This is a genomic window from Kamptonema formosum PCC 10802 (assembly GCF_000332335.1).
In the GTDB taxonomy this organism is placed as follows: Bacteria; Cyanobacteriota; Cyanobacteriia; order Cyanobacteriales; family Oscillatoriaceae; genus Oscillatoria.
The window spans coordinates 561379-584757 of sequence record NZ_KB235948.1; the positions used below are offsets into that span (position 1 = coordinate 561379).

Annotated in this window: 19 protein-coding genes; 10 read left to right on the top strand and 9 right to left on the bottom strand. The window is 55.1% G+C overall.

What is annotated here, in order from left to right; translation table 11 throughout:
• Positions 1-243, top strand: a 243-nt coding sequence (locus tag OSC10802_RS47340) for a transposase (RefSeq protein WP_232731603.1), incomplete at its 5' end; no start/stop codon positions are given.
• A gap of 280 nt (positions 244-523) precedes the next feature.
• Positions 524-703, top strand: coding sequence for a hypothetical protein (locus tag OSC10802_RS0102440; RefSeq protein ID WP_026098100.1), 180 nt, complete (start codon positions 524-526; stop codon positions 701-703).
• On the opposite strand, the gene OSC10802_RS0102445 is transcribed toward OSC10802_RS0102440, so the two are convergent.
• The 4 genes from OSC10802_RS0102445 to OSC10802_RS0102465 all read right to left on the bottom strand — a co-directional run bounded on the left by OSC10802_RS0102445 (position 700) and on the right by OSC10802_RS0102465 (position 5865).
• On the bottom strand, positions 700-1377 hold the full coding sequence (locus tag OSC10802_RS0102445) for a TraB/TrbI/VirB10 family type IV secretion system protein (RefSeq protein WP_017715197.1): 678 nt from the start codon (positions 1375-1377) through the stop codon (positions 700-702). The two genes, OSC10802_RS0102440 and OSC10802_RS0102445, sit on opposite strands and share 4 nt — an antisense overlap.
• A 61-nt stretch (positions 1378-1438) precedes the next feature.
• Positions 1439-1759: a hypothetical protein gene (locus OSC10802_RS48645; protein ID WP_026098101.1), complete on the bottom strand. Its 321-nt coding sequence runs from the start codon at positions 1757-1759 to the stop codon at positions 1439-1441.
• A gap of 1020 nt (positions 1760-2779) precedes the next feature.
• The gene (locus OSC10802_RS0102460; RefSeq protein WP_017715199.1) at positions 2780-3382 is read right to left on the bottom strand and encodes a cyclic nucleotide-binding domain-containing protein; all 603 of its coding nucleotides are present in this window, start codon (positions 3380-3382) and stop codon (positions 2780-2782) included.
• Between the two features lie 167 nt (positions 3383-3549).
• Complete coding sequence (locus tag OSC10802_RS0102465; protein ID WP_017715200.1) at positions 3550-5865, bottom strand: NACHT domain-containing protein; 2316 nt, start codon at positions 5863-5865, stop codon at positions 3550-3552.
• A 158-nt stretch (positions 5866-6023) separates the two neighbouring features.
• On the opposite strand from OSC10802_RS0102465, the gene OSC10802_RS45715 reads away from it, so the two are divergent.
• The 4 genes from OSC10802_RS45715 (at position 6024) to OSC10802_RS0102485 (ending at position 7607) form a co-directional block, all read left to right on the top strand.
• Positions 6024-6236: an HNH endonuclease gene (locus OSC10802_RS45715; RefSeq protein WP_071593263.1), complete on the top strand. Its 213-nt coding sequence runs from the start codon at positions 6024-6026 to the stop codon at positions 6234-6236.
• 17 nt (positions 6237-6253) lie between these two features.
• Positions 6254-6733, top strand: a complete 480-nt coding sequence (locus OSC10802_RS38390; protein WP_017715202.1) for an NYN domain-containing protein — start codon at positions 6254-6256, stop codon at positions 6731-6733.
• Positions 6734-7018: 285 nt separating this feature from the next.
• Positions 7019-7267, top strand: coding sequence for a hypothetical protein (locus OSC10802_RS0102480; protein ID WP_017715203.1), 249 nt, complete (start codon positions 7019-7021; stop codon positions 7265-7267).
• Entirely contained in the window at positions 7260-7607 is a 348-nt protein-coding gene (locus tag OSC10802_RS0102485) for a type II toxin-antitoxin system PemK/MazF family toxin (RefSeq protein ID WP_017715204.1), read from the top strand. Before OSC10802_RS0102480 ends, OSC10802_RS0102485 begins: the two co-directional genes overlap by 8 nt.
• 386 nt (positions 7608-7993) lie before the next feature.
• Here the strand turns inward: OSC10802_RS0102485 and OSC10802_RS0102495 are convergent, their stop codons facing one another.
• The gene (locus OSC10802_RS0102495; RefSeq protein WP_017715205.1) at positions 7994-8857 is read right to left on the bottom strand and encodes a hypothetical protein; all 864 of its coding nucleotides are present in this window, start codon (positions 8855-8857) and stop codon (positions 7994-7996) included.
• On the bottom strand, positions 8832-8963 hold the full coding sequence (locus OSC10802_RS55395; RefSeq protein ID WP_255349111.1) for a hypothetical protein: 132 nt from the start codon (positions 8961-8963) through the stop codon (positions 8832-8834). Before OSC10802_RS55395 ends, OSC10802_RS0102495 begins: the two co-directional genes overlap by 26 nt.
• Before the next feature lie 658 nt (positions 8964-9621).
• Here OSC10802_RS55395 and sbcC point away from each other — a divergent pair.
• The gene (gene sbcC, locus OSC10802_RS0102500) at positions 9622-12660 is read left to right on the top strand and encodes an exonuclease subunit SbcC (RefSeq protein WP_017715206.1); all 3039 of its coding nucleotides are present in this window, start codon (positions 9622-9624) and stop codon (positions 12658-12660) included.
• 338 nt (positions 12661-12998) lie between these two features.
• Here the strand turns inward: sbcC and OSC10802_RS52525 are convergent, their stop codons facing one another.
• Complete coding sequence (locus OSC10802_RS52525; RefSeq protein WP_198525048.1) at positions 12999-13241, bottom strand: hypothetical protein; 243 nt, start codon at positions 13239-13241, stop codon at positions 12999-13001.
• A gap of 214 nt (positions 13242-13455) precedes the next feature.
• Here OSC10802_RS52525 and OSC10802_RS43855 point away from each other — a divergent pair, with 214 nt between their 5' ends.
• On the top strand, positions 13456-19854 hold the full coding sequence (locus OSC10802_RS43855) for a PAS domain S-box protein (RefSeq protein WP_017715208.1): 6399 nt from the start codon (positions 13456-13458) through the stop codon (positions 19852-19854).
• Between the two features lie 1458 nt (positions 19855-21312).
• The gene (locus tag OSC10802_RS48650; protein ID WP_155967327.1) at positions 21313-21432 is read left to right on the top strand and encodes an HNH endonuclease; all 120 of its coding nucleotides are present in this window, start codon (positions 21313-21315) and stop codon (positions 21430-21432) included.
• A gap of 157 nt (positions 21433-21589) precedes the next feature.
• On the opposite strand, the gene OSC10802_RS0102520 is transcribed toward OSC10802_RS48650, so the two are convergent.
• A complete protein-coding gene (locus tag OSC10802_RS0102520) occupies positions 21590-22006 on the bottom strand; it encodes a sll0565 family protein (RefSeq protein WP_017715209.1) in 417 nt (138 codons plus the stop codon).
• Positions 22007-22189: 183 nt separating this feature from the next.
• Here OSC10802_RS0102520 and OSC10802_RS38405 point away from each other — a divergent pair, with 183 nt between their 5' ends.
• Entirely contained in the window at positions 22190-22507 is a 318-nt protein-coding gene (locus OSC10802_RS38405) for a DUF6439 family protein (protein WP_017715210.1), read from the top strand.
• 119 nt (positions 22508-22626) lie between these two features.
• Here the strand turns inward: OSC10802_RS38405 and OSC10802_RS0102530 are convergent, their stop codons facing one another.
• A complete protein-coding gene (locus tag OSC10802_RS0102530; RefSeq protein WP_026098105.1) occupies positions 22627-23076 on the bottom strand; it encodes an ATP-binding protein in 450 nt (149 codons plus the stop codon).
• Positions 23077-23379: the final 303 nt, after the last annotated feature.

The window sequence follows — 23379 nt, forward strand, 5'->3', positions numbered from 1 at the left end:
ATAACTTTCCCCCTAATTTTTGAAGTGTACAAGCCGAGAAAGCGCCTCCAACCAGGAAATGTTTACAAAAGTAAGCCAGAAATAGCTGTTGAATTGCTCCATCAGTGCCGAGAGATGGGATTTGAAATAGAAAGAGTGCTAGCTGACAGCTTGTATGGAGAAAGCAACAGCAGATTTATCGCCGCTTTAGAAGAGATGAATCTTCCCTATGTTGTGGCAATTAGAAGTAATTACGGAGTCTGACTTCCTCCCGAGCAAAGCGTTAGAGCCTCTCAGTGGAAAAAATTTAAGCGAGTTTTTACCGATGGCCGTCAAGAAATTAGATTCCTTAGAGAATGGGTCTTTAGCCAAAGAAGAGAGCGGCGTTACTGGGAGATATAGCCGTATGCACTTAGGTTAGAACATTAGACCTTCAGGGGGGGCGGGACGCCTGCCCTACGTCTATATCCCAGTAGGAATATGGGTTAGGACAATAGGAGCAGGAGTGGGGGGGTGCAAAAGAGGCCGAAATGTACGAACCTAAGTGCCTACTGTTATAGTGGGCCGGCCTTGGGGCGACTGGGTGCTGCGGGCACTTGCCCTGAAAAAAAATATCGGGGCACCCACAAGGGGGTGCCCCGGCGTCTGTGCCATTGCCGATTGTCTATCTGGGTTCAATTTTGGGGCGAGTGCGGCGAGTGCCGGCGCTGTGCTCCGGCACTAGCGGAGGGCCAAGGGAGAGCGCAAGGTCAGATCTAAGTCGTTTTCGGGATTGATGCTGATCAGCTCGACTTTTTTGCGACCGAACACCAGCCCGCCGATGGCACCGAGACCGGCACCGCCGAGGACTTCTTCAGTGGCAATGGCGCGATCTCCGGTGATGGCTGAAATCGCAGTGGCGGCTGCCGCACCGATGACGGCACCTTTTAACACCTGACCGGTACTGGCACCCCTGTCAACTTTTTCAGTTTTTGTTACCACCTGAGAGCGGGCGTCGAACCGCAAGCGCCGGCCATTGGGCAGCACCAGCTCTTGGGCCACAAACTGAGAGCCGTCGCTCACCGGCTGCAGCTGCCCCACGATGTCACTGCCGGCTGGGATCAAAATGGTTCCTGAGGGAGATGTGATGTTTTGGGCCACTTGCAGGGTGAGACGCATCGTTTCGTCCCGCTTAAGAAGGATTTTGTCTCCCTCTTTGTAAGTGACTGGAATCACCGTCCCAGAAGGAACGCTGAGTGTTGAATAGGTGGGGCGCGGTGCGTTCCACTGCCCGGTCTGGTAGGGCTTGCCTTTCGCCGCCGCCGGCGCTGATGCCAGCATTGGCGCACCGGCTGCGGCACTCATTGCCAGTGCCATCAGTACGGCTGTTTTAGATTGCCATTTATTGTGCTTGAACATAGATAGCTCCCTTGGGAGACGCCTGTGTTGTTGGAGCAAGTTTTGCTTAGCTCGTATTTAATTAGACATGAAAATCGCTGAAAATGTTCCCCCCGAGTTCTTGATTCCTAAGAGATCGCTTTTTAGCTTGTATTTCTAGGCAGGCCGGCTGGTTGCATTTCGGGGGAGCGCTGGTGAGTGCTGGATGTCTCGCCCCCTCTACCTCTAATCCCTGCCGGCTCACCGTCTTCCTCTCACCCCCGCTCTCTCTGACGTTTGTGGGACGGCAAGACAGCCGTCTCGCCTGTCTTTGACAGCAGGGATTTTGGCTGTGGCTGGTGCCTGCGATTCCCGCACCCGTCCCGCCTGTCCTATCAATTCCGGTGAGTTGCTCCTGATTCATTTTTCCTTCCCCCGATACAGGCCCGATTTATCGCGTCTCTCCCAAAAGATCCAGACGCGATTTATCCCGTCTCTAGAAGAGGGCTGCCTCAAGCTCTTCTTAATAAGTGTAACACAAGTCAACTCAATCTCGCATCTGCCGGTGGAATCTGCCTTTTGCTAGCCGGCAGTCGCAGGACAGGGGGCTGATAAAATTTACTCACGGGGAATGGCAGAGGACTGATATAGCAGTTCTAAATGACAGGCGCAACTGCTGGGGGCCCAGAAAACCGATTTCTTTAAGAAACCGGGTTTCTGAAATTTCCCCGAAGGTTATTGACGCGCTATATCACGTCTGTTGGAATACCTGTCATTAAGGGGAGGGGGGAGGCGCACAGCACGGATTTGAAGGCGGATGTGCCGATAAGGCGGATTCATTAATAGACCTGTGTCCCCGGAACGGCGCGGTGCCGTTTCGGGAGGGAAGGAGACAAGTGAATTATGGGCAATTATCAGGCTCTGAGATAAGACGATTCATCTCACGGTTTGTTGCCTCGATCTCGTTGTAGGGACGGGGGCACCCCAAATCGCTGTCAGACAGCTAAGGACTGCAGCAAACCCGCCCATCCCCTGCCCAGTATTGGCGGGTTTACCGGCTATATTTAAGGCAGTCGCTTCGGAACTGCGCGCACCGCCACCGATGAAAACTTGGCGTGGGCGCGGGGCAACGGTTGGGCTAAAGCCCAACTACGAACCTTTTCAAGGCAGAGCTTTCGGTGTGAGGCAACCCGCCTCTTCCCCGGCAAGTATTGGCGGGTTTACCGGCTATATTTAAGGGGCAACTTTAGGTGTGAGCTTGCCCCGCCCCTCACCCTGGCACAGCGATGGCCAGCAGACTGGATATTTTTCTCCGGCAAAAAAAGAGATTTTGGCAATAATTGTGGCTTGCTGGCATCACTGGCCGGCCCAAAGGCTGTATGGCGGATGTGCCGGCACAGCTGTCTTTTTTGATAGTTGATTGTTAATTGTGAGTTGTTAATTGTTAATTGCCCTTCAGGCGGTTGAGGATGTGGTCAAATCTGGCCGTGGCCAAAGCCATGTCATCTGGAGGCTGCCCTGCCGGTTCGCCGGTTCGGGTTTCTTGATGGAGTGGCAAGTCTCTGTCATCGCTGAACCAATTGACTGCACCGCGCAGTCGGTTGGAAAGGAATTTGGTGATCGCCCGATAAAAGCGGAGGGCAAAAAGTACATCCTGTTCAAGTTTTTCTGCCAGTAGCTGTCTGGGAATGGCCAGCACGACAGTATTTTCAATCGCTTTAACTGTAGCAGCCGGCGGGCGCTCGTCCACAAAGGACATTTCTCCCAAGACTTCGCCGCAGCCGATTTTGGATATCTCTCTACCTGCGAGAGCAGCGATAGAAACCATTAAGGTGCCATCGAGTACGATGTAAAGGGCATCGATGGGCTCTCCTTCTTGGATGAGGACGGTGCCGGCGGGGATTTCCTGGCGGGTGCCGGTGGCGAGCAACCAATCGAGATCGCGCTCGCTCAATTCGCCTAAGATAAATAGAACTTTCCTTACAGACGCATAGTCTGCAGGAAGTTCCCGGCGGTTTTGCCTAATATTTGATGAGTGTGCGTGCATAATTTCCCTCGTTGCTCGTTTGCCACACCGGCAGCTTTCGGGCCATTTCGGGCAGGCGGGCGCTGTGCCGGCGGCTGATATGACGTTCAGCACTCTTACAGTTTATCGCAGCTTAACGCCCTGAGGGCGGGCGCACCAGAGGGGTCATACCTCCCAGGGGTCAGACCCTACGGTCGTGGCCGGTGCTTTTCCGGGAGGGGCAGTAATAAGGTGTTCTCTATCTGCTGTCGCACTTCTGAAGGCACATCACAACTGTTCTTAAGGCAATCCACCAGGTACTTATTGAGGTCATAGTACAGCTCAAGCGGTTTTTTCAGAGATTTGCTGAACTCCTCATCGTGACTGATGTTCAAATCCGGAATCCTCACCGTTCTTAATTGCTCAATCCATGCTTTACCGTCAGTCTCCCACCATTGCTTAAATCCTTCTTTGTCTTTATCCGGGTCAGGGATTGGATCTTGGATTTGTTGCAGTGTTTGACTCAGCTCAGGTTCAAGGTTAAGCGCAAGGATACGGGCAAGTACAATGTCAAGGTCAACGTCAAAAGCCAAGTCAAGGACACCGGCAGCTTTTTCACGGGCAAGGGTGCGGGCGCGGGCCAAACAATAGGCATAGTTATAAAACTTATGATTTTTATTGTTTTGATTAACACTGGCGAGGACAAGACCGAGAACACGGACAATACTAAGGTAAAAAGCGCGAACAGCCACAGGTTGGTAGCGCCCCTCAACTGAACGGGATTTCTGGCTTACCCACTGGAGAACCTGCTGCAATTTCTCATGGCGTGCAGCGAACGCATCGATTTGTTCCTTTATCAGCAGCAGGGGTTCAGCTTGCCACGACATCTCACCGGCAAGCAAAAACACCTCGCGCCAGCGTCTCTCAAAAAGCAGGCATTTTAAAGTCTCTGCCTTAGCACACGCAACAAGTTCTCTGGCGGTGAAATACTCTTGAAACGTCAGGTGAGAGAAGGAATAAATTCCCATCGCTCGCTCTACCAATAACCCGTGCTGAGCCTCAATCGCTTTCAGGACATTCCTGCTCTCCTGTTGCAATTCTTCAGGGTCAGTCTTGACATCCGGTAAGGTGCGGAGATAGTCCGCGATCAGTCGCTGGATGGTGTCTTGCTCAAAAAAGTATTCGTTCCGTTCAAAGGTGATGGCTGCAAGCTGACTCAGCAGCTTGCGCTTGCGTGGCACTGTCAAATTGCGATAAACTTCATCCCGTTCAATGCCTCTGCTTTCATCCCATTTGACCAGCAGAATGTCCAGTGCTTGCTCGTACAGCTTGGAGCGTTTCGAGGGAAAATCGGCATTGGCTTGGAAAACCAAGCAAGTCAGATTTAGCAAAATAGGTGTGACTGCCAGTTCGCGGATTTGCTTGTTTTCTGGCCGTTGCAGCTTCCCCAAAAACTGAGCTGCCTTGTCTCGCCCCTCCTCTTCAGAATTATTGCCCACTGCCACAAACCACTTTTTGGCAAAGGCTTCGATTTGCTGGGAGTTAAAATCTGCCACCTCTACATCGGTGAATCCCTGAAAACCCTGTGTTTGGGCGGCAATGCGGCAAGTGATAACCAGCGTATTGTCGAAATATTTCTCAGCAAACCGGCGAACTTCTTTCAGGACTTTCTTGAGCTGAGCCTGTTCCTGTGGCACTTCATCCAAGCCATCCAGCAACATCAAGGCTTTGCCTTCCCCAAGCAAAGTTTCGACTTGTTGTGCTGAGACGCCACACACAGCCAAATCTTTGCCGATGTAGTTCGATAAGCTGAAATCGCCGGTATCACCGGCATCCTCTGCAAAATCTTTCAGCCGGATATAAACCGGCAAGCGGTCAGGCAGAAACTCGCCCTTGTTGCACTCAACAGCCAGATGTTGCAAAAAGGTGGTTTTCCCAGAACCAGGTTTGCCCAGCATCATCAGCTTGGGGTATGTGGCCACTGCCTCCAGCGCCGGCACTCGTGGCTGGCGCACCTGCCCGAGGCCAAAGCGGTAAAACTCCTCGGTATCTGGGTTTGGGACGTGCGGCAATTGAGACTTCTCCAGCGGTATGGAGCTGGTGGGCTGGTTGAGAATGTTGACATCAATATAAAGGTGATCTATCTCAACCGGCTGGGCAACGTTCAACATCCGCATTGTCCCGCACAGGGATTGGATCTTGTCGTGACAGCGCCGGCGCACCTCTGGCACCAGGGCGTCGATGCCGGTGCCGGTGTCCAGCACCTCCTCAGCCGGTGCCGGTGCAGCATCCTTGGGTAAATCGGCAATCTCCTGCCAAGGCAGTTCCAGTTTTTCGCAAATCTTGTGGAAGTTTTCCCGTTGAACAGGTTTACCGGCAAAAAATTTCTGGACTGTTGAGCGAGACATTTGCAGCTCATCTGCCAAGTGTCCTTTAGTCGGAAACCTTAGCAGAGCGCCGTTGGCGCGATTGATGCCCTCGGTCGATGCTTTCAGTGAGCGCCCTACCCCTACCTGTTTAGCCATATCACAGTTACAACTTTTTGCCTATTTTACACCCACGCTCAGAAGTCACACATAAAACGGACATAAGAAACACAGTCCAGAACCCTTACGCAGACACAGCCCTAGAGATTCTGCCCGATAGTGGAAATGGCACTTAACCTGAAACAGGAGCCGTGAATATGGCCAACATGACACCCAAGACAAAGCGCAACAAAAGGGAAAGACTCATCGCCCAGTATGGCCCCTACTGTTGCTATTGCGGCAAGCACCTCACCCGCGAACAAATGACCATCGAACATCTGCGTGCCAAGCGCGATGGCGGAACCAACGCCATCGAAAACCTGCGACTCGCCTGCTACCACTGCAACCATTCCCGCCATAACAGCATTTAGCTTCCCACTAATTCATTATGAAAACAAAACTTCACCAAGCCACTGAATGGCCAACCACGCAGCCAAAACCTCTAATCTCGATTTATTGGGATTGTGAGAACATCAAAGCCACCCCTGATCAAGCCAAGCGGCTGATGAACTTCGCTAACTCTCGCGGGTGTGCCGGCACTCAAAGGGCTTACGCCAAATGGCGTTTGGCATCCCAGAAATTTGAAAAAGTTCTCTCCGATCTCGGGTTTGACTGTATTGATGTCCCCGATAGCGCCAAAAACAGTGTCGATAAAAAATTGATGGCTGACTGTCAGAGCGAGGTTGAGAAGAACCCCTCTCTGACTGCAGTCATCCTTGTCACCGGCGATGGGGACTACATAAAGTCAGTTCGCTTTCTGCAAACCAGGGGAAAAAAAGTCATCGTTTTTGCTCAAGCCGGTGTGGCCAGTCAGAAACTGAGCGAGCGAGCCGACGAATTTCACCTCGTAGATAGTTTCTCTGGCTGATACACTATAGGAATTGTCCTCCCCTCTTCTCTGCGCCCTCTGCGTCTGCCCTAAGGGAAGCCGAGAAAGCGCGTCTGTGGCGGTTCAATTCCTATTTCCCCACCGGCATCTCAGCTGGCTATTGCAGCACAGGCTTCTTGCCTGTGCAACTCCTGCCATCTTGCCCGTGAATCTCGCGCAGAGGGCATTCCCTCGCCCCCACAAGCCGGTGTGCTTGCCAAACTTCACAGTTGAGATATAATAATAAACAAGAGGAACCGCCCCCGCGTTCCATGAGATGAACCCATGACAAAAACTGAAATATTAGAAGCACTCAAGCAGCTGACAGCCGAAGATCGTCTAGAAATCATCGAAGTCGCCTCCCGGTTGATGCGGGAAGAGATAGAACAGAAAGCCAAGCTCGAAGCTGAGGGAAAGCTAAGCTTAGCAGCAGCGGCTGATCTTATGCGCCCGTATTACGAACCTGGCAGTGAGCTAACTGCCTTAAACGACCTGAGCACGGAAAATTTTTACGAGTACGAAGATTATGCGTAGAGGTGACATCTGGCTGTACAGCCCCGACCCCACAGTTGGAGATGAAATCGCCAAAACTCCTCCGGCAGTTATCGTCAATAATGATGAAATTGGCAGTTTACGGCTAAAAATTATTGTTCCGATTACAAGCTGGAACGATGTCTTTTCAGGAGTCCCTTGGATGGTGCGGCTGGAACCCACTGCTGAGAATGGCTTAAGCAAGCTCTCAGCAGCAGATACTTTTCAAGTTCGCTCTGTCTCCCAACAGCGGCTGGTGCGACAGCTGGGACGGATTTCTGACACAGCTATGCAAGAAATCACTAGGGCGCTGGCAATTGTCCTGAACATCACCAATTTGTGATATATCGTCTCTCATATTAGTGAGGTACTGAGAAACCCGGTTTCTTTAAGAAACCGGGTTTCTGGGCCATAGTTAATCTAACTGAGAATCGCTATATAATCCCGTTGATTAATCAGAAAAAGCCGGAAAGGGAATCAGCAGCCAAGCGCTGTTGTGGCGCAAGCGGGCGGCTGACAAGCAGCAAGGATTGCGTTCCGGCACTAAAATTATTCTCCCGATGGTTGACAAAAAAGCACTTCTCTGCCTATCGGCACGGTGGGTTAAGCTGTTAGGCTTTTAACCTACTTTGCCGTTGAAAGTCGGCGGAGCCGGCAGATTGCGTTCCCACACGCTCGTGTGGGAACGAGAGAATAGCGCACTGCGCAAGGAGCGATCGCAGCAGCCGGCTACTCCTGCGGTTGCGGTGGGTTCTCCACCGCCTTCCTCGCCATTACAGAACGGAGCGATTCCTTAGCTTTACAAACCCTGTCGAACAGTTCTATCGCCCGCAGGCTGAGAATATGCTTGTGCGGCTTTTCCGGATGGGGGCGTATTTCTGACTCCCCTCCCGCCGCACAGATCAGATCCCGAATCCAGTCGATGTTTGGCTCGCTTTTCCCCTGCCGCTGCAGCTTGAAGATTTTGAGCAAACGCTTGTCCTGAGGCATCTCCTCCCACAAGAAATCTCCTATGCAGATGCCGGTACGCTTCTCTACCCCCTCAAAAATGCTGTTCAAGTAAGTAGCAGCCTGACCATCCGTCAGAGTGGGCAGTCGCTGCTCTATCCGCCGCACCAGATTCTCCGCAAAAGGCACCCCCAGCTCCTTCTCGAGCGCCTCCACCGGCGACTCATCTTGAATCAATAGCAGATTCCCCTTCATCAACGCCTCGAACACTTCTCGCAAGCTATCCGGTAACTCTGCCAGCATCGGCTCGCTTGCGGCTCGATTCACCCACACCCCCTCACCCTCAGGATTCTTGCCGAAGTCTCTTCCCGCCTTCAACCCGCGCTCGCTGAAAAAGTCGTACAGGCCTGTCAATATCTCGGGTAACGAGTCCGCCCATGTATCTTTTGGCAGCAGGCTCCCCAACACCCACAACCTGTCACCGGCAGGCAGTGTTGATGCTACCTCGAAAAAAAGCCCTGCTATCTGTCTATCTGACAGGCGCTGCCTGATTTCAGGCACTATCTTTGTCACCACTTCCCGGTTGCGAGTTTCGATCGCCTTGGCGATTAATTGCTTTTCACGGCTGTAGCCAAACCCTTTCATCCTTCCCTCTCCATATAAGCAGGCACACCTTTCGACTGTAAAGATTTTTAGCCGATTTTTCGGGGTGAACACGCACCCCACCTTCCTCTAATATAGCAGCAGTCATATTGATTAGGACATCAGTGGCCTGGGGATAAAAGGCGTAGGACAGGCGTCTCGCCTGTCCTACTGTCCTAATAAAAGGCGTAGGACAGGCGTCTCGCCTGTCCTACTGTTTTAACCCAAGTGAATACTGCTATAGCATGTTTGGCAGCTCCCCGCACAGCCCGGGGAGAAACCGGATCGCGAAAAAGCCGATGTCACCTGTGGGACGCGACGTACCGGATGGGGGAGAGGGGGAAGTGGAGAGTTCCTCTCACCCTTCCTCCACCCAAAGAGGGAGGAGCAACTCCTATCCGCTCCTTCTTCCCCCTTCCTTCTTCCTTGCGGGTCGGGTGCGTTCCCAAGGGGAACGCACCCGACTACTGCTGCGGAAATTTACAAAAACGGGACGCTCCCTACCGGCTTCCCGCGCTTGCTGCGCGGCTCCCCCACCGCCCCCTCAGGAGAATTTCATGCAATCTCGCAGCCGCCCCAATTGTAAAAAATTGTAAACACAGCCTCCTCACTGCGGTCAGACTTGCCCAGACTAGCCCACAATAGAAACTTGAAGGGATAGAGTGCAAGGGCAGTATGGAAGGCAAAACCGGCACCTCAGGCAAAACTCAAAACGCAGGCAGACAAACAGCGCTTGTTCCTTGTGAACTTCTAATTTCCACTTTCTTATGATTCCCCACCAGCTCACCTTAAAAAACTTCCTGTCATACCGCGAAGCCACTCTGGAGTTTCGCGGACTGCACACCGCTTGCATCTGCGGGCCCAACGGAGCCGGAAAATCTTCCCTGCTAGAAGCGATCGGCTGGTGTCTGTGGGGGGAGAGCCGCGCCGTCTCCGAAGACGACATCATCCATGCCGGTGCCAAAGATGCCCGGGTAGATTTTATCTTCCAAATCGGCGACCAAATCTACCGCGCGATCAGAGCCAGACAGAGAGGTCAGACCTCCTCCCTGGAATTTCAAATCGCAACGGCGACCGACGCCAACGAGTGCCCCACCGACTTTCGCCCCTTAACCGAACGCGGTCTGCGCTCAACCCAGGACAAAATCCTCCAACACCTAAAACTAGACTACGACACCTTTATCAATTCTGCCTACCTGCGTCAGGGTCGAGCCGACGAATTCATGCTCAAGCGCCCCAACGAGCGCAAAGAAATATTAGCAGAGTTGCTCAAACTCAACCACTACGACGAATTGGCAGAGCAAGCCAAAGACCGGTCGCGCCAGTTCAAAGGTCAGGTAGAACTGCTCGAGCAGAGCTTGCAGTCGGTTCAAGCCCAGCTGCACTCCAGCGAAGACCTAGGCATTCAGCTAGCCGCACTCCAAGATACCATCGCCGGCCTGCAGGGGCAACAAGATGCCGGCAGGCAAAAACTGCAGCAGCTGCAGAGCCTCCAGCACAGCCGGCAAACCTGGCTGCAGCAACTCACCTGGCACCGGCAGCAACACGACGGGCTTGCCGGTGAGTGCGATCGCATCGGGCGAGAGATCGCCGCGACCCGCTCGCGGCAGCAAGAGCTAGAAGCCCTGCTGCGCCAGGAAAGCGCCATCGCTGCCGGCTACGCCGAATTCCAGCAGCTGCAGCGCCTCGAAGACCTTCAAAATTCCAAATTTCAAACCTGGCAAGACATCCAAGAACAGCGCCAGAAACTCCAGCAGCAGCTCGCCGAGCACATCTCCTCCCTCGAGAGAAAGCTCTCCGGCGCAAAAGCCCAGCTCGAAGCCCTGCAGCAGCAAGAGCTAGAAATTCAGCAAACCCTCAAACACGCCCCCGAAGTGGAAGCCGGCATGGCGCAACTGCAACAAGCTCGCCACCGGCTCGCTTCTCTCGACGAACTGCAAACCCAAGTTGCCCCCCTGATGCAGCGGCGCAACCAGCTGTGTGCCGAAATCGACCGCGCCGGCGCGCGCCTGAGCGCCCGCCTCGAAGAGCTCTACGCCACCGCCCACCAGCTGCAACTCCAGCAGCAGCGCGGCACGCAGCTGCAGCAAGCCGCCATCGAAATTGCAACTCAAATCGAAACTTTAGACAAAAAGCGCGTCTACCAGCAGCGGGTGCGGGACAAAGGACTGGAGCGCCGCAGCTTCATGGAACGGCTGCAAGCCCACCAGCGAGACTGTGAGACTAAACTGGCGGAACTGGATCAGAAACTTCAGATGCTGCAGGTGCCCGACGCCACCTGTCCCCTGTGCGACCGGCCCCTAGACGAAGAGCACTATAACTTAGTGGTGCAAAAAAATCGCGCTGAACAGGAAGAAGTGATGAGCCAGCTGTGGGTGCTGCGCGAGCAGCTTGCCACTTCCGAGCGCGAGATTCAAGTCTTGCGGGCGGAGTACGCGCAGCTGAATCAGGAACTGGCTGGCTATGAAACCCTGCGGGAGCGGCGGGGCTCCTTGCAAGCGCAACTGGACGCCACGGAGTCAGACCGGTGCCGGCTGCAGCAAATGGCGGCGGAGAAAGATCAAATCGAGCGGTTGCTGGCGGAAGGCTCCTACTCCCCCCATTTAGTCGCGGAACTGCAGCAGCTCGACTGGCAGTTGCAGCTTCGGAGCTACGATGAGAAAGATCACGCTCTCGCCAGAGGGCAAGCCGACCGGTGGCGCTGGGCGGAAATCAAGCTGGCGGAAATCAGGACCGCCACCAAGTCCCTGGCTCGACTCAACGCCCGCAAGCCAGAGCTGCAGGGCATTATTGCTCAGCTCAGCCGCGAACTGCAGCAGCAGCAAACCGCTTCCGAATTTTCCAGGCAAATTGCCTCCCTCGACCGGCACCTCAGCGAGCTGAACTACGACCGGCGCGAGCACGACGCCCTGCGCGCGGCGCGCTCCCGGGCCCAAACCTGGCTGGCTCGCTACCAGCAACTGCTCGCCGCCCGGGAGGAATACCCCCAGCTGCAGCAGCGTGCCGGCGAGCTGGCTCAGCGGTTGCAGGCGCTCACCCTTGACCGGCAAGCCATGCTACAGCAGATTGAAAGCCTCAACCGGCAGCTGCAGCAAACCCCCGACGCGGCACAGGAGATTTCCCTGCTGGAAAAGCAGATATCGGCGCGGCGAGCTCAACTCGACAGCCAGCTCGCCAGTTTGGGCCGCCTGCAACAGCAGCAGCAGCACCTGGACGAGCTCCAGGCGCAGTTGCGACAGCAGCGGCAACAGCTGCAAGAAGCCGGCAGACAGCAGCGCATCTACCAGGAGCTGGCGGCGGCTTTCGGCAAAAATGGCATCCAGGCGCTGATGATTGAGAACGTGCTGCCCCAGCTGGAGGCGGAAACCAACCAGATTCTGTCCAGGCTGACTGGCCACCAACTGCACGTCCAGTTTTTCACCCAGCGTGCCGGCAAGAGCAAGCGGGGCTCATCGAAGGTGATTGAAACCCTGGATATCCTGATTGGCGACGCCAAGGGCACTCGCCCCTACGAAACCTTCTCCGGCGGGGAAGCGTTCCGGATTAACTTCTCCATCCGTCTCGCCCTCTCCCGCTTGCTGGCTCACCGGTCGGGCACCGCCCTGCAAATGCTGATTGTGGATGAGGGCTTTGGCAGCCAAGACGCCGAAGGCTGCGAGCGCTTGATTGCCGCTATTAATGCGATCGCCCCTGAGTTCGCTTGCATCCTCACCGTCACCCACATCTCTCAATTCAAGGAGGCTTTCCAAGCCCGCATCGAGGTGATAAAAACCCAGAACGGCTCCCAGCTCAGCTTGTCGATCTAATCTTATTTTCGCTTGAACCCACATCAAAAATGCCGGTCCTGCGGGCGGGTATCTCCCGCCCCTGCAGAGCGGCAGACAGCCTTAATGATTAGCAATTAATAGGATATAAGAAAATTTGACTTCCCTGGCCGCGCCAGCCCGCCACCACCGGCACAATCGTCAATCACCCAGAGGGAATTGAGGGGAGAACAAACCTGACAGGTGACGGAGCGCAACACCTGCGGGCATTCCCTCAGAAAAATATCCGTTGAATTAATTCATCAAAGTTTCGGAGGTGTGGGCAGAAGTTATCAGCGGTGAAAGCCGGTTATCAATGACTTCAAAATTCACAATTGATATCAGGAATTGGGCGCTGGGCAGTGGGCGGTGGGGCGATGGGGCATTGGGGATTTTGGATGCATGGATGCATGGATTTTGGATTGACTGTTTGGGTCAATGAGCCAGCGCCATGCCCCATGCCCCATGCCCCATGCGCCATGCCCCATGCCCCATGCGCCATGCCCCACGCCCCATGCCCCACGCCCCACGCCCCACGCCCCACGCCCCATGTCCCACGTCCCACGCCCAGCAAACAGTTTCATTTCTTCCTTCAATTTAATAATATAGAAATAGCAATCGCTGCCGGCGGTGACTTCGGGCTGTAAAGATAGTAATTTCCCGGAGGAACGGGCGCGGTTAATTGCTTTATAAAAGCTTTTGCGAAGTTTACAAAAACTTCATCAATGAGCAGCGGTGCGTCAGCTATAGATAAGGCAGAGCTATAAAGGGTAAACACCGGCATCGGAGTGCAAGCCAATGAGCCATACCGACGTGGTGGTGCTGACCGGCACCTATGACCTGCGCCTAGTAGCGCTTTCCATCCTGATTGCTGTGCTGGCGTCGCACACAGCCCTGGATCTGATAGCCAAGCGCCAGGAAAATCCTTCTGCCGGCGCAACGCTCTCGCGTGCGGCGGCGATGGGAACCGGCATCTGGGCGTCCCACTTCACCGGCTTGCTGGCCTTCCGCGCACCGGCACCCGTCTCCTACGACATCCTCACCGTGGCCCTCTCGGTGCTGGTGGCGGTGCTGGCATCCGCCGCTGCCCTTTTGGGAACCCCTGTAGGGGCGGGTTCGCCCGACACACTGGCCACAAAGGGGAGAGCGCCGGTAAACCCGCCCCCCTCTGCCGCCTCCGCCCCCAGCCTTCACCCCTCATCCTTCAGCTTGGGACTGGCCATTGCCGGCACCCACTACTTGGGCCTAGCCGCCATCCGGGGCGACCTAACCGGCAAGTGCAACCTGCTGCTGGTGCTGCTTTCCTTCGGACTCGCCATTGGCCTGTCCAGTGTGGCCTTGTGGGGGGCCGGTGCTAGTGAAAATTCCCCTCTCGACCCCTTGAATGAGTCAGACAAAAGGCAAAACGCCTCACCCAAATCCTTAATATCAGGTTTACAAAACTCAAAACTCAGCAGCGTCCTGTTCCTGGCAGCCGCAATCAGCGGACTGATCTACACCGGCATGACAGCAGTCGCTTGGAGCTACAGCCACGGTGAGGGGACAACCTTCTCCTTTATCTTAGAAACCTCTTGGCCGGTGAGCTACGACTCCCTCTGGCCACTGAGCTTCGCCGTCACCCTGCTCGTCCTGGGACTGACCGCGCTCACCTCCCCCTTCCAAACCCCAGCACAGCCCCCACGAGCCGGTGCGGAAGGCAAAACGGAAAACGCGGACAAAGCCGCCCCCCCAGCAGGGGCCGGTTCAGCCAGCAATAATAGCCACAAAACGGAGATCGCCGACCGACCCGCCCCCGCCCTCTCCGGTGCGGAAAACTTACCGCTCCTCAACCCCCACCCCTCACCCCCTGCCGAACCGACCGAACTGCTGGCTGAAAGTGAGAGACGCCTAGCGTTCTTCAACCAAGTCCTGGCGGAACTGGCACTGCGGGCGAGCGAGAGCCGAAACCTGCAGGTGCTGCTGCGCGACATCACAGAAACAGCCGCCCGCACCCTGGAAGTGCAGCGTGCCAGCGTGTGGTTGCTGAGCGATTTCCTCTCCTCACTGTCGCGCCGGCTGCCCTCTGAGGAGGATTATTCCTGGGGGGAAACGGCCAAAAAACGCCAAAGTTTTGCAGAGGAAACTGCCGCGTCAAACGGACAGCCCAACAATCTAAAATCTAAAATCCAAAATCTAAAATTGCTCTGCCTCGACCTGTACGAGCTCGGTGCCGGTCGCCACTCACAAGGCCGGATTCTGGCAGCAGCGGACTGTCCCGCTTATTTCCAGGCGCTGGCCAAAGAGCGGATTGTCGCTGCCGGTGACGTCCGCTCCGATCCCAGAACCCGCGAGCTCTCCGGGTCCCATCTCACCCCCTTTGGCATTACCTCGGCGCTGGATGCCGCTGTGCTCAGATGTGGCGTCTTTGTCGGCGTCATCTGCTTGCACCACGAAGGCAGCCCCCGCCGGTGGGCCCTCGAAGAGCAGTGCTTTGCCTCCTGTCTCGCCGATTTCCTGGCCCTGTCGGTGGAAGCGTGCGACCGCGCTAATACAGAGGCGTCTCTGACAGACGCCTACAGCGAGTTGGAAATCCGGGTTCGGGAGCTTTCCGCCCAGCTGGAAGCTGTGCAGACGACAGATGTAGAACGCCCAGTCGCGTCTCTACAACCTGAAATTGCACAGCGCCTGCCGGCGGAAGTTGCCCTTCAGCTGGCACAATTTTCTGCAGACACCAGCGCAGAAGCCATCTTCTGGATCGGTGAGGGTGGCCGGTTCCTTTATGTCAACGACGCCGCTCTCAGGTTGCTCGGCTGTCAGCGGGATGAACTTCTGGCCATGAGCGTCTCTGACCTCGACCGGACGCTAGACGCTGCTATTCGGGAGAGAGCTGGTTTCTCTGCGGCACCGGCAGGGGAGGGGCTGGCTTCCTTTACCCTGGAATCCCTGCTGTGCCGCAGGCTGTCTGCCCCTTCCCCTGGGGGGGGAGGGGGCGATGGCCACCTTGTGCCGGTGGAGCTGACCGTTAACTATATGGAGTTCAACGCCTCTACTTACGCTTGTGTTTTTGCCCGCGACACCGGCATTGGCCCGGGCCACGCACAGACGGCACAAGTCCCGCAAGCGCCAGAGATCGGGGAGCCGGCAGCACCGACGCCCCCACTCGCCGAGATTTTTGAACAGGGGCCGATCCCTATGGCCATCACCGGCTCCGATGGCCGGTTCGTGAGAGTGAGCTATGCGCTCTGCCAGATGCTGGGCTATACCGAAGCTGAGCTGAGCCAGCTCACCCTCACTCAACTTGCCGGCCCAGAAGACCCCGACGGCACCCAACTCGCCGCACAGCTTTTTCGGGGTGAAATTTCAAATTATACCACAAATAGCCGGTATGTCAAGAAAAACGGAGAAATTCTCTGGGTGACAGTAACTGCTTCCCTGATTCGGGATGGGGAAGGTCGCCCCCTCTGGAGTTGGGTGACATTTGCCGAGATCGCTTTCCCGCTGCCGGTGCAGCCGGAGGCAGCCAAATCGGAAGCCCTGTTTCGCACACTGGCAGAAACCAGTGCGGCTGCGATTTTTATCTGTGGCGAAAAGGGGCAATTCCTCTACGTCAATCCCGCCACGGAAGCGATCGCCGGCCCGACGGCAGAAGAGTTGCAAAAAATGCAATTGCGCGATATAATCCATCCTGACTTCCGCCACCGGGTGGAACGGGTTGGCCCTTCTGCGCCGTGCCGGTGGGAAGTCCAGCTGCTGGGGAAAACTTTGACGTTTTTTGGGGGTGAGGAGCGCTGGGTTGACTTGACAGCGAGCGCTATTGAATTTGAAGGGCAGCCGGCAGTGCTGTTCATCGCCGCTGAGATCGGGGAGCGGGTGCGGGTTCTGGCGCAGTTGCGGGAATCGGAGGAGCGCTACCGCCGCACGGTCGAAGACCAAACTGAACTGATTTGCCGTTTTCTGCCCGACGGCACCCTGACATACGCCAACGACGCTTTCTACCGGCATTTCGACAGCCAGCCGGCTTTTCTTGTCGGTCACTGCTTCATGCCGGCGATTCCCGAAGAAGACCGGGAGATGGTGGCCAAGAACTTCCGAGCGCTGAGCCCGGAGGTGCCTGCCGTGACTTGCGAACACCGGATCGCGATAGGCAATGGGAAAGTCCGCTGGCTCCAGTGGACAGACCGGGGGATTTTTGATGCCGGTGGGCGGCTCGTGGAAGTCCAAGCCGTCGGGCGCGACATCACGGAAGAGAAACTGCATGTCATGTCTCTGCAAGAAGAGGTGCTGCATCTAACCGAGCTGCTGGAATCCTTGCAGCAGAACCAAGAGCGGCTGGACAGCATTCTGGGGTCGCTGCAAGATGTGGTCTGGTCGGTTGGGGCAGAACACTGGGAGCTGCTTTACATGAATTCGGCTGCGCAGCAAGTGTATGGCCGGCCAGTATCACAATTCCTGGGAAACCGCAACCTCTGGCTGGAAGTGGTGCACCCGGAAGACCGGGAGCGAGTGGCGCAGCTGACTTCTACGATGCTGAAAGCCGGCAGCGCTGATATGGAATACAGGATATTGCGCCCGTCTGGGGAGGTGCGCTGGCTGCGCTACCGGGCTCGCGTGGTCAGAGAAGCCGGTAGCAGCAAAGCGATTCGCATCGATGGGATTTCCAGCGACATTACCGAGCGCAAGCTGGCGGAAGAGGAGCGCCAGAAGCTGGCACTGCTGGTGGAGCATAGCAGCAACTTTATTGGCATGATTTCACTGGTGGGGAAAGTGCTGTTTCTCAATCAAGCCGGACGCAGCCTGGTGGGGATTGACCGTGCCGGCGACCTGCTTTCCATAAACATTCGCGACTGCTGCACGCCGGAAACTTGGAAGCTGCTGCGAGACACAGCTTTGCCGGCAGCCCGAGAGACTGGCCACTGGCTGGGAGATGGCCAGTTGCGTCACTTCAAGACCGGCTCAACCATCGATGTGCAGATGAATATTTTTCTCGTCCGCCACCCCCAAAGCGGCGAACCCCTCTGCATCGGCACTGTGGTGCGCGACATCACCGAGCGCAAGCGCTACGAGGCGGCGCTGGTGGAAGCGCGGGAAGTGGCGCTCGCGACCTCGCGGATCAAATCGCAATTTCTGGCGAATATGAGCCACGAAATTCGCACGCCGATGAATGGGGTGCTGGGGATGGCGGGATTGCTGGCGAAAACCGAACTGACTGCGGAACAGCGGGATTTTGTGGAGACGATTCAGGCTAGCGGTCAGAATTTGCTGCGGGTGATTAATGATATTCTCGACTTTTCTAAGCTGGAAGCCGGTGTGATGCAGCTGGAAAATATCGAGTTCGATTTGAGCAGTTGCTTGGAAGATGTGGTGGATTTGCTGGCTACGCCGGCAGATGCGAAAGGGATAGAGCTGATGGGATGGATTGACTCGGATGTGCCGAGAAAATGCACCGGCGACCCGGTTCGCCTGCGCCAGATTTTGATGAATCTGACCGGGAACGCTATTAAATTTACCGCTTTGGGGGAGGTGGTTGTTCAGGCGTCTTTGCAATCGGAAACGCCGACGGAGGCGACGATTTTTTTCCGGGTGACGGATACGGGAATTGGCATTTCAGAGGAGGATTTGCACAAGCTGTTCCAGTCGTTCTCTCAGGTTGACGCTTCCACGACTCGCCAGTACGGGGGCACCGGCTTGGGGCTGGCGATCAGCAAGCAGCTGGTGGAGCTGATGGGCGGGGAAATTGGCCTGGAAAGTAAGGTGGGTCAGGGTTCTACGTTCTGGTTTACGGTTCGCTTGGGCAAACCGGCGTCGCGCCCGAATTCGGAGGGTGAACTATCCCGCACTGAGCTAGCCGGTGTGACACTTTTGGTGGTAGATGATAGTGCTACGAATCGCTTCTCGGTGGCGTATATGGCTTCCAGTTGGGGGATGCGCGTCCGCGAGGCGTCTAGCGGACTGGAAGCGCTCAAGGCTCTCAGGGGGGCTGTGGCGGCCCGACAGCCGTTTGATATCGCTATGGTGGACATGCAAATGCCCCAGATGGACGGCGAAAAGCTCTGCAAGTCGATTTTGCTCGATCCAACGCTGGCGCGGACGAGGCTGGTGGTGATGACTTCTCTGAGCCAGCGGGATATCGCGGAGCGCATCCGCAAGGCGGGTTTTGGGGATTATTTGATTAAGCCGGTGAAGGAGTCGCGGCTGTTTGATATTTTGGTAACGGCGCTGGCTAGACCGGCAAGGAATGAGATTGGGGGCAGAAATTTTCAAAATTCTCAAATGCCCAAATCTCGCCCCCCGATTACCAGCCCTTCCAGTTCTAAACCGCAACCTCCCACCACTCTGCCCCCCCAAGTTAGTGTGAAGCGCCGGAATTTGAAAATTCTGGTGGTGGAGGATAATGCGATTAATCAAAAGGTGGTGATCAACCAGCTGAAGCAGTTGGGCTATCTGGCAGATTGTGCCGGCAACGGTCAGGAAGCGCTTGACATTTTGCAGAAAAAAGAGTATGATATTGTGCTGATGGATTGCCAGATGCCGGTGCTGGATGGCTACGGGGCGACGGAGGTTTTGCGCAAGCGGGAAGGCGCGGACCGGCACACGGTGGTGATTGCTATGACGGCGAATGCCATGAAGGGCGATCGGGAAAGGTGTCTGGCGGCGGGAATGGATGACTATCTCAGCAAGCCGGTGGATATGACGGCTTTGGGAGTGGCTCTGGATCGCTGGGAAAAGAGCCTGTCGAGCCGGCAGGAGGAGCGCTCTCAGGCAAAAGAGCCGGTGGAGCCGGCTGGGGTTAGCTCCCAGACTCCACCTGAGAGCGAGAGTAGCTCAAGTAGCTCATCTGGGATGCCGGCAAGCAGCAAGTCTTCTGTTCCCGACATAGCTGTGGGAGAGCTCATGGATATGAAGCGCCTGAATGGTGTTTCTGGCGGGGATGTGGAGTTTCAGCGGGAGCTTTTGGAAGCTTTTGTGGCGGATGCGGCAGCTAAGCTGGCTGCGATAAAGCAAGCGCTGCATTCCAATGATTTCCAGACGGTTGTGTCGCAAGCGCACCAGCTGAAAGGTGCGAGTTCCAATGTGGGGGTGCCCTCTATGCAGGCAGCTGCTAAGACGCTGGAAATGCAGGCGCGGGAGCAAAATTTGCAGGGGGCGGATGAGCTGGTGGCTAGTTTGGAAAATACGCTGAAACTGGTTGAGGCTTTTATGGCTAGTCAGGTGCAATAGCTGTGTGGGGCATTGGGCATCTTGCCACAGGGGAAGAACCCGGCACCCCAACCTATGCCCCTTATCCCCAGAGGGGGCTCCAGGGCAAACGCATCTAATTTGTAGCAATCATACAGAAGGGGTCTTTTTTGATTTGAATTCCGACACGGCTGTTATAGCAGTATGCACTTAGGTTAGGACATTAACCCTTCAGGGGGGGCGGGACGCCTGCCCTACGTCTATATAGCAGTAAGCATTTAGGAAACCTACATTCCGGCCTCCCTTGCTCCAGCGCTCCCGAAGCTTCTATTGTTCTAACCAATATGACTGCTGCTATAAATAGATACTTGCTCTAGCAGTAGCCACTTAGATTAGGACATTAACCCTTCAGGGGGGGCGGGACGCCTGCCCTACGTCTATATCCCAGCAGTAATATGGTTTAGAACAATAGGAGCAGGAGTGCGGGGGTGCAAAAAAGGCCGAAATGTACGAACCTAAGTGCATACTGCTAGAGCTAATATCCAGTAGGATTTTAGCTCTTTAATTTCAACAATTATTGCTTATTTAAAATAAAAATATCGCCAGAAACTAGCCCGCTAGCTTAAAGTCTGCAGGGCAAACGCATCTAATTTTTATAAATCCTACAAAACGGGTCTTTTTGACTTGAATTACAGCACGGCTGTTAGAGAGATATAGCAGCAGATCATATTGGTTAAGACATTAATGACATGGCTTATGGGGCTCATGCGCATCTGGCTCAAGTATCGGCACCGGGAATTCCCGCACAGATACCTCTCGTAATTATATCTATCAATTTATACTCTTTCTTTCGGTCTACCCTTGGATCTGTGACATCTACAAAAAAGTCGGAAATAGTAAGTTTAGGCTTTATTTTCATGAGACTTCGGCTCGTGGGCCCAAAAACTATCTCGCGCTTCGTAGCTGCTCCGTAGGAGCAATCTGTCTCAGATCATGATAGCACAAAAGCACGAAATTTTTTCGCCTTCTCCCTCTTTTACCATACCTCGACTGTTTTGTCAAGTCATCGGCGAGCTTTGTCCGTGGCAGAGAGATTGGACTTTTGTCAAAAAAATTTAGATGCGTTTGCCCTGGGAGCACCCCCATCGAACGCCGAAGGGAGAAGCGTCACCAGACGACCCCTCCTTGAGAGAATACTGGGATAAACGCCACCAGAAGACTGGCAAGAGCTACTGGGAGAAAAACTCCCGCAATTATAACATCGCTCAAAACCAAAACTGGAAATGTCCAATTTGTGGCGAACCACTGTTCAACGGAGAGGAAATCGAAACCCATCACATAGTATAGCAGTAGGCACTTAGGGAAAGGACTTGGGGTTTAACATGATGTAGGGGCGGGAACACCGACAACCTTTGCCACACAGCTACAACACCGATAAACCCGCCCCTAACCTCTGATATAGCAGCAGATCATATTGGGCCATAGCGTGTCCTAACCAATATGACTGCGGCTCTACCTGTAGCCGAAGGCGGACGGCACGACACCGACAGCCTTCAGCACCTGCACAAAGCGTGCCACAAGCAGATACACTCCAAATCCAAGCGGAATCGCTCGAAGTAAGGCTTGAGCCGGATGAGCGCGAAAGACTCACGTCCGGTTCTTAGGGGAGGGGCGGGGGTGCAATCCCCAAACGTTACCCGACAATGGATAGCCGCCTGCGGGGAAGGTGGGGCCCCCTCTGGGGATAAGGGGGATAGGTTGGGGGGTGGGGTTCCCCTTAACCGGCACAGGATTTCAGTATCCACCCGATGCAGATGCCGATCCCCGCAAAGCGAACAGCCTGCCAAAAGGGCTCTTTGAAGCTGCCCCAGTTGACAAGACTGCTTTCCAGGTTAAATTCTATCGATTCGAGCTCTTGCTGCAGGAGCCGCAGCTCTTCTCGAAGTTGCGGGGATCGCGTCTGGCGCAGTTCTTTTTTCACTTGCTCTTGCCGCTGCTGCAGTTCGGGAAGCAGGTGCCGGTCGCGCTGAATTTGGGCGTAGCGCTCTTTGAGCTGTTCCAGGGATCGCTCCACTCCTGCAAGCGATCGCTCCAAGTCGTCTCCCGCACCAGCGGTTGATTGCCGGTCGGGATTTTTTCGGCCTGACTGGCCGGTGCTGCCATCGCCAGGGGGCGGTTCTGAAGACGAGTTCATATTACCAGTTTGGATTATAATTATATCTTGTTACGTTGATGAACCGCATTGACCTCTGGGCGAAGGCGATTCCCAACATCCAACACTCCATGCCCCCATTGCCTGCTGCCCCCATGCCCCCATTGCCCGCTGCCCCCATCGCCCACTGCCCAATGCCCTATCTCCAATCCCTGATGTAAATGTATGCCTAATCCCACGCCAAGTCACGCCACCTGCACCGCCGGCGCTGAGAGCCAAAGCACCCGCAGCTTGCAAGAATTCAGCACCTTGGAATTAGCGCAAGCCCTGGCAGAGCGGCTAGCCATCACCGAAAAAGATTGGCACCGGCTAAAGTCTAACCGGCTCTCGAGAGCCGGCGAGCAAGCAACTGCTGCTCTGGTTTTTCTCCTGAAAGAAAACCCAGAGGAAGCGCTCCCCAGACTCCAGCAAGCCGCTGGCTGGCTAGATCGCTCAGTCTCCGCGCCGCCCTGTCCGACTCACGGGCACGGACGGGATCGCTAAAGACCTTATTGTAATTGGCTGTTGGTTCCTCCCGTCGCTTCCCCCGAAAAGCGGGGAAACGGCAGGGGGATCGCCAATCTAAAATCTAAAATCTAAAATCTAAAATCTGTTCGGGCTGTTTAGCAAAGAAGGGGTAGCCTCGAACGACTGCCGACATTTTTGCTGATTCTTAGCTCTGTGCCCTGTTTGTCCCAGTGCACTTGATCGAAAATTTGATAGAGGATAAATAGCCCGCGCCCGCACTCTCCATCATCGCAGGGCAGCTGCTCGCTGTAGTCAGAGTCGCAGCTGAGCGGAGGGGTAAAGCCGTCACCCTGATCTGTGATCGCCCACCAGTATTCGTCGCCGATCGCAGAGAAACGAACGACTACAGTTTTGCTGGGATCGAGCTTGTTTCCGTGCTTAGCAGCGTTCACTAGCGCTTCTTGGAGTCCTAGCCGGAGTTCTGCCCGCCACTGCGGCGGAATCTCTGCTAGCAGCAGATCCAGAATCGGGCACAGGTAAAGAGTAGAGGCAAAGCTAATAGTGCCCAAGGTACGTTCCTGGGGACGAAGAGATATGGCAATCACTGGAAAAAACCCCGCAGCTTTAACGTGGATAGACTTAAGTTTGCTGTGCAATGCCCCTGAAGATAGTTGAGTGGACACGTTGCACTCTTGCCTTGAGTCAGTCAACAACTCGTTGCGCTCACCAGGGATCGCAATCTCTGTTTCGATAGTTATAATTCACATCCACAAATGTCTGGCCGGTGAGGCTGTCTGTTCCTGGCATAGAGCTGGCTGCTGCTGGAAAGGTCAAGCCTTGGCAAGCACCGCCCCTCGGAGTTGTTAGCTGAGTTCAACGCACGAGCTTCCCTTGCGCTCTCATCAGTA

Excerpts from the sequence above, each read along its gene's own strand:
- OSC10802_RS0102445 (WP_017715197.1), bottom strand. The coding sequence starts at position 1,377 with ATGTTCAAGCACAATAAATGGCAATCTAAAACAGCCGTACTGATGGCA.
- OSC10802_RS48645 (WP_026098101.1), bottom strand. The coding sequence starts at position 1,759 with ATGAATCAGGAGCAACTCACCGGAATTGATAGGACAGGCGGGACGGGT.
- OSC10802_RS0102460 (WP_017715199.1), bottom strand. The coding sequence starts at position 3,382 with ATGCACGCACACTCATCAAATATTAGGCAAAACCGCCGGGAACTTCCT.
- OSC10802_RS0102465 (WP_017715200.1), bottom strand. The coding sequence starts at position 5,865 with ATGGCTAAACAGGTAGGGGTAGGGCGCTCACTGAAAGCATCGACCGAG.
- OSC10802_RS45715 (WP_071593263.1), top strand. The coding sequence starts at position 6,024 with ATGGCCAACATGACACCCAAGACAAAGCGCAACAAAAGGGAAAGACTC.
- OSC10802_RS38390 (WP_017715202.1), top strand. The coding sequence starts at position 6,254 with ATGAAAACAAAACTTCACCAAGCCACTGAATGGCCAACCACGCAGCCA.
- OSC10802_RS0102480 (WP_017715203.1), top strand. The coding sequence starts at position 7,019 with ATGACAAAAACTGAAATATTAGAAGCACTCAAGCAGCTGACAGCCGAA.
- OSC10802_RS0102485 (WP_017715204.1), top strand. The coding sequence starts at position 7,260 with ATGCGTAGAGGTGACATCTGGCTGTACAGCCCCGACCCCACAGTTGGA.
- OSC10802_RS0102495 (WP_017715205.1), bottom strand. The coding sequence starts at position 8,857 with ATGAAAGGGTTTGGCTACAGCCGTGAAAAGCAATTAATCGCCAAGGCG.
- OSC10802_RS55395 (WP_255349111.1), bottom strand. The coding sequence starts at position 8,963 with ATGACTGCTGCTATATTAGAGGAAGGTGGGGTGCGTGTTCACCCCGAA.
- sbcC (WP_017715206.1), top strand. The coding sequence starts at position 9,622 with ATGATTCCCCACCAGCTCACCTTAAAAAACTTCCTGTCATACCGCGAA.
- OSC10802_RS52525 (WP_198525048.1), bottom strand. The coding sequence starts at position 13,241 with ATGAAACTGTTTGCTGGGCGTGGGACGTGGGACATGGGGCGTGGGGCG.
- OSC10802_RS43855 (WP_017715208.1), top strand. The coding sequence starts at position 13,456 with ATGAGCCATACCGACGTGGTGGTGCTGACCGGCACCTATGACCTGCGC.
- OSC10802_RS48650 (WP_155967327.1), top strand. The coding sequence starts at position 21,313 with ATGACTGCGGCTCTACCTGTAGCCGAAGGCGGACGGCACGACACCGAC.
- OSC10802_RS0102520 (WP_017715209.1), bottom strand. The coding sequence starts at position 22,006 with ATGAACTCGTCTTCAGAACCGCCCCCTGGCGATGGCAGCACCGGCCAG.
- OSC10802_RS38405 (WP_017715210.1), top strand. The coding sequence starts at position 22,190 with ATGCCTAATCCCACGCCAAGTCACGCCACCTGCACCGCCGGCGCTGAG.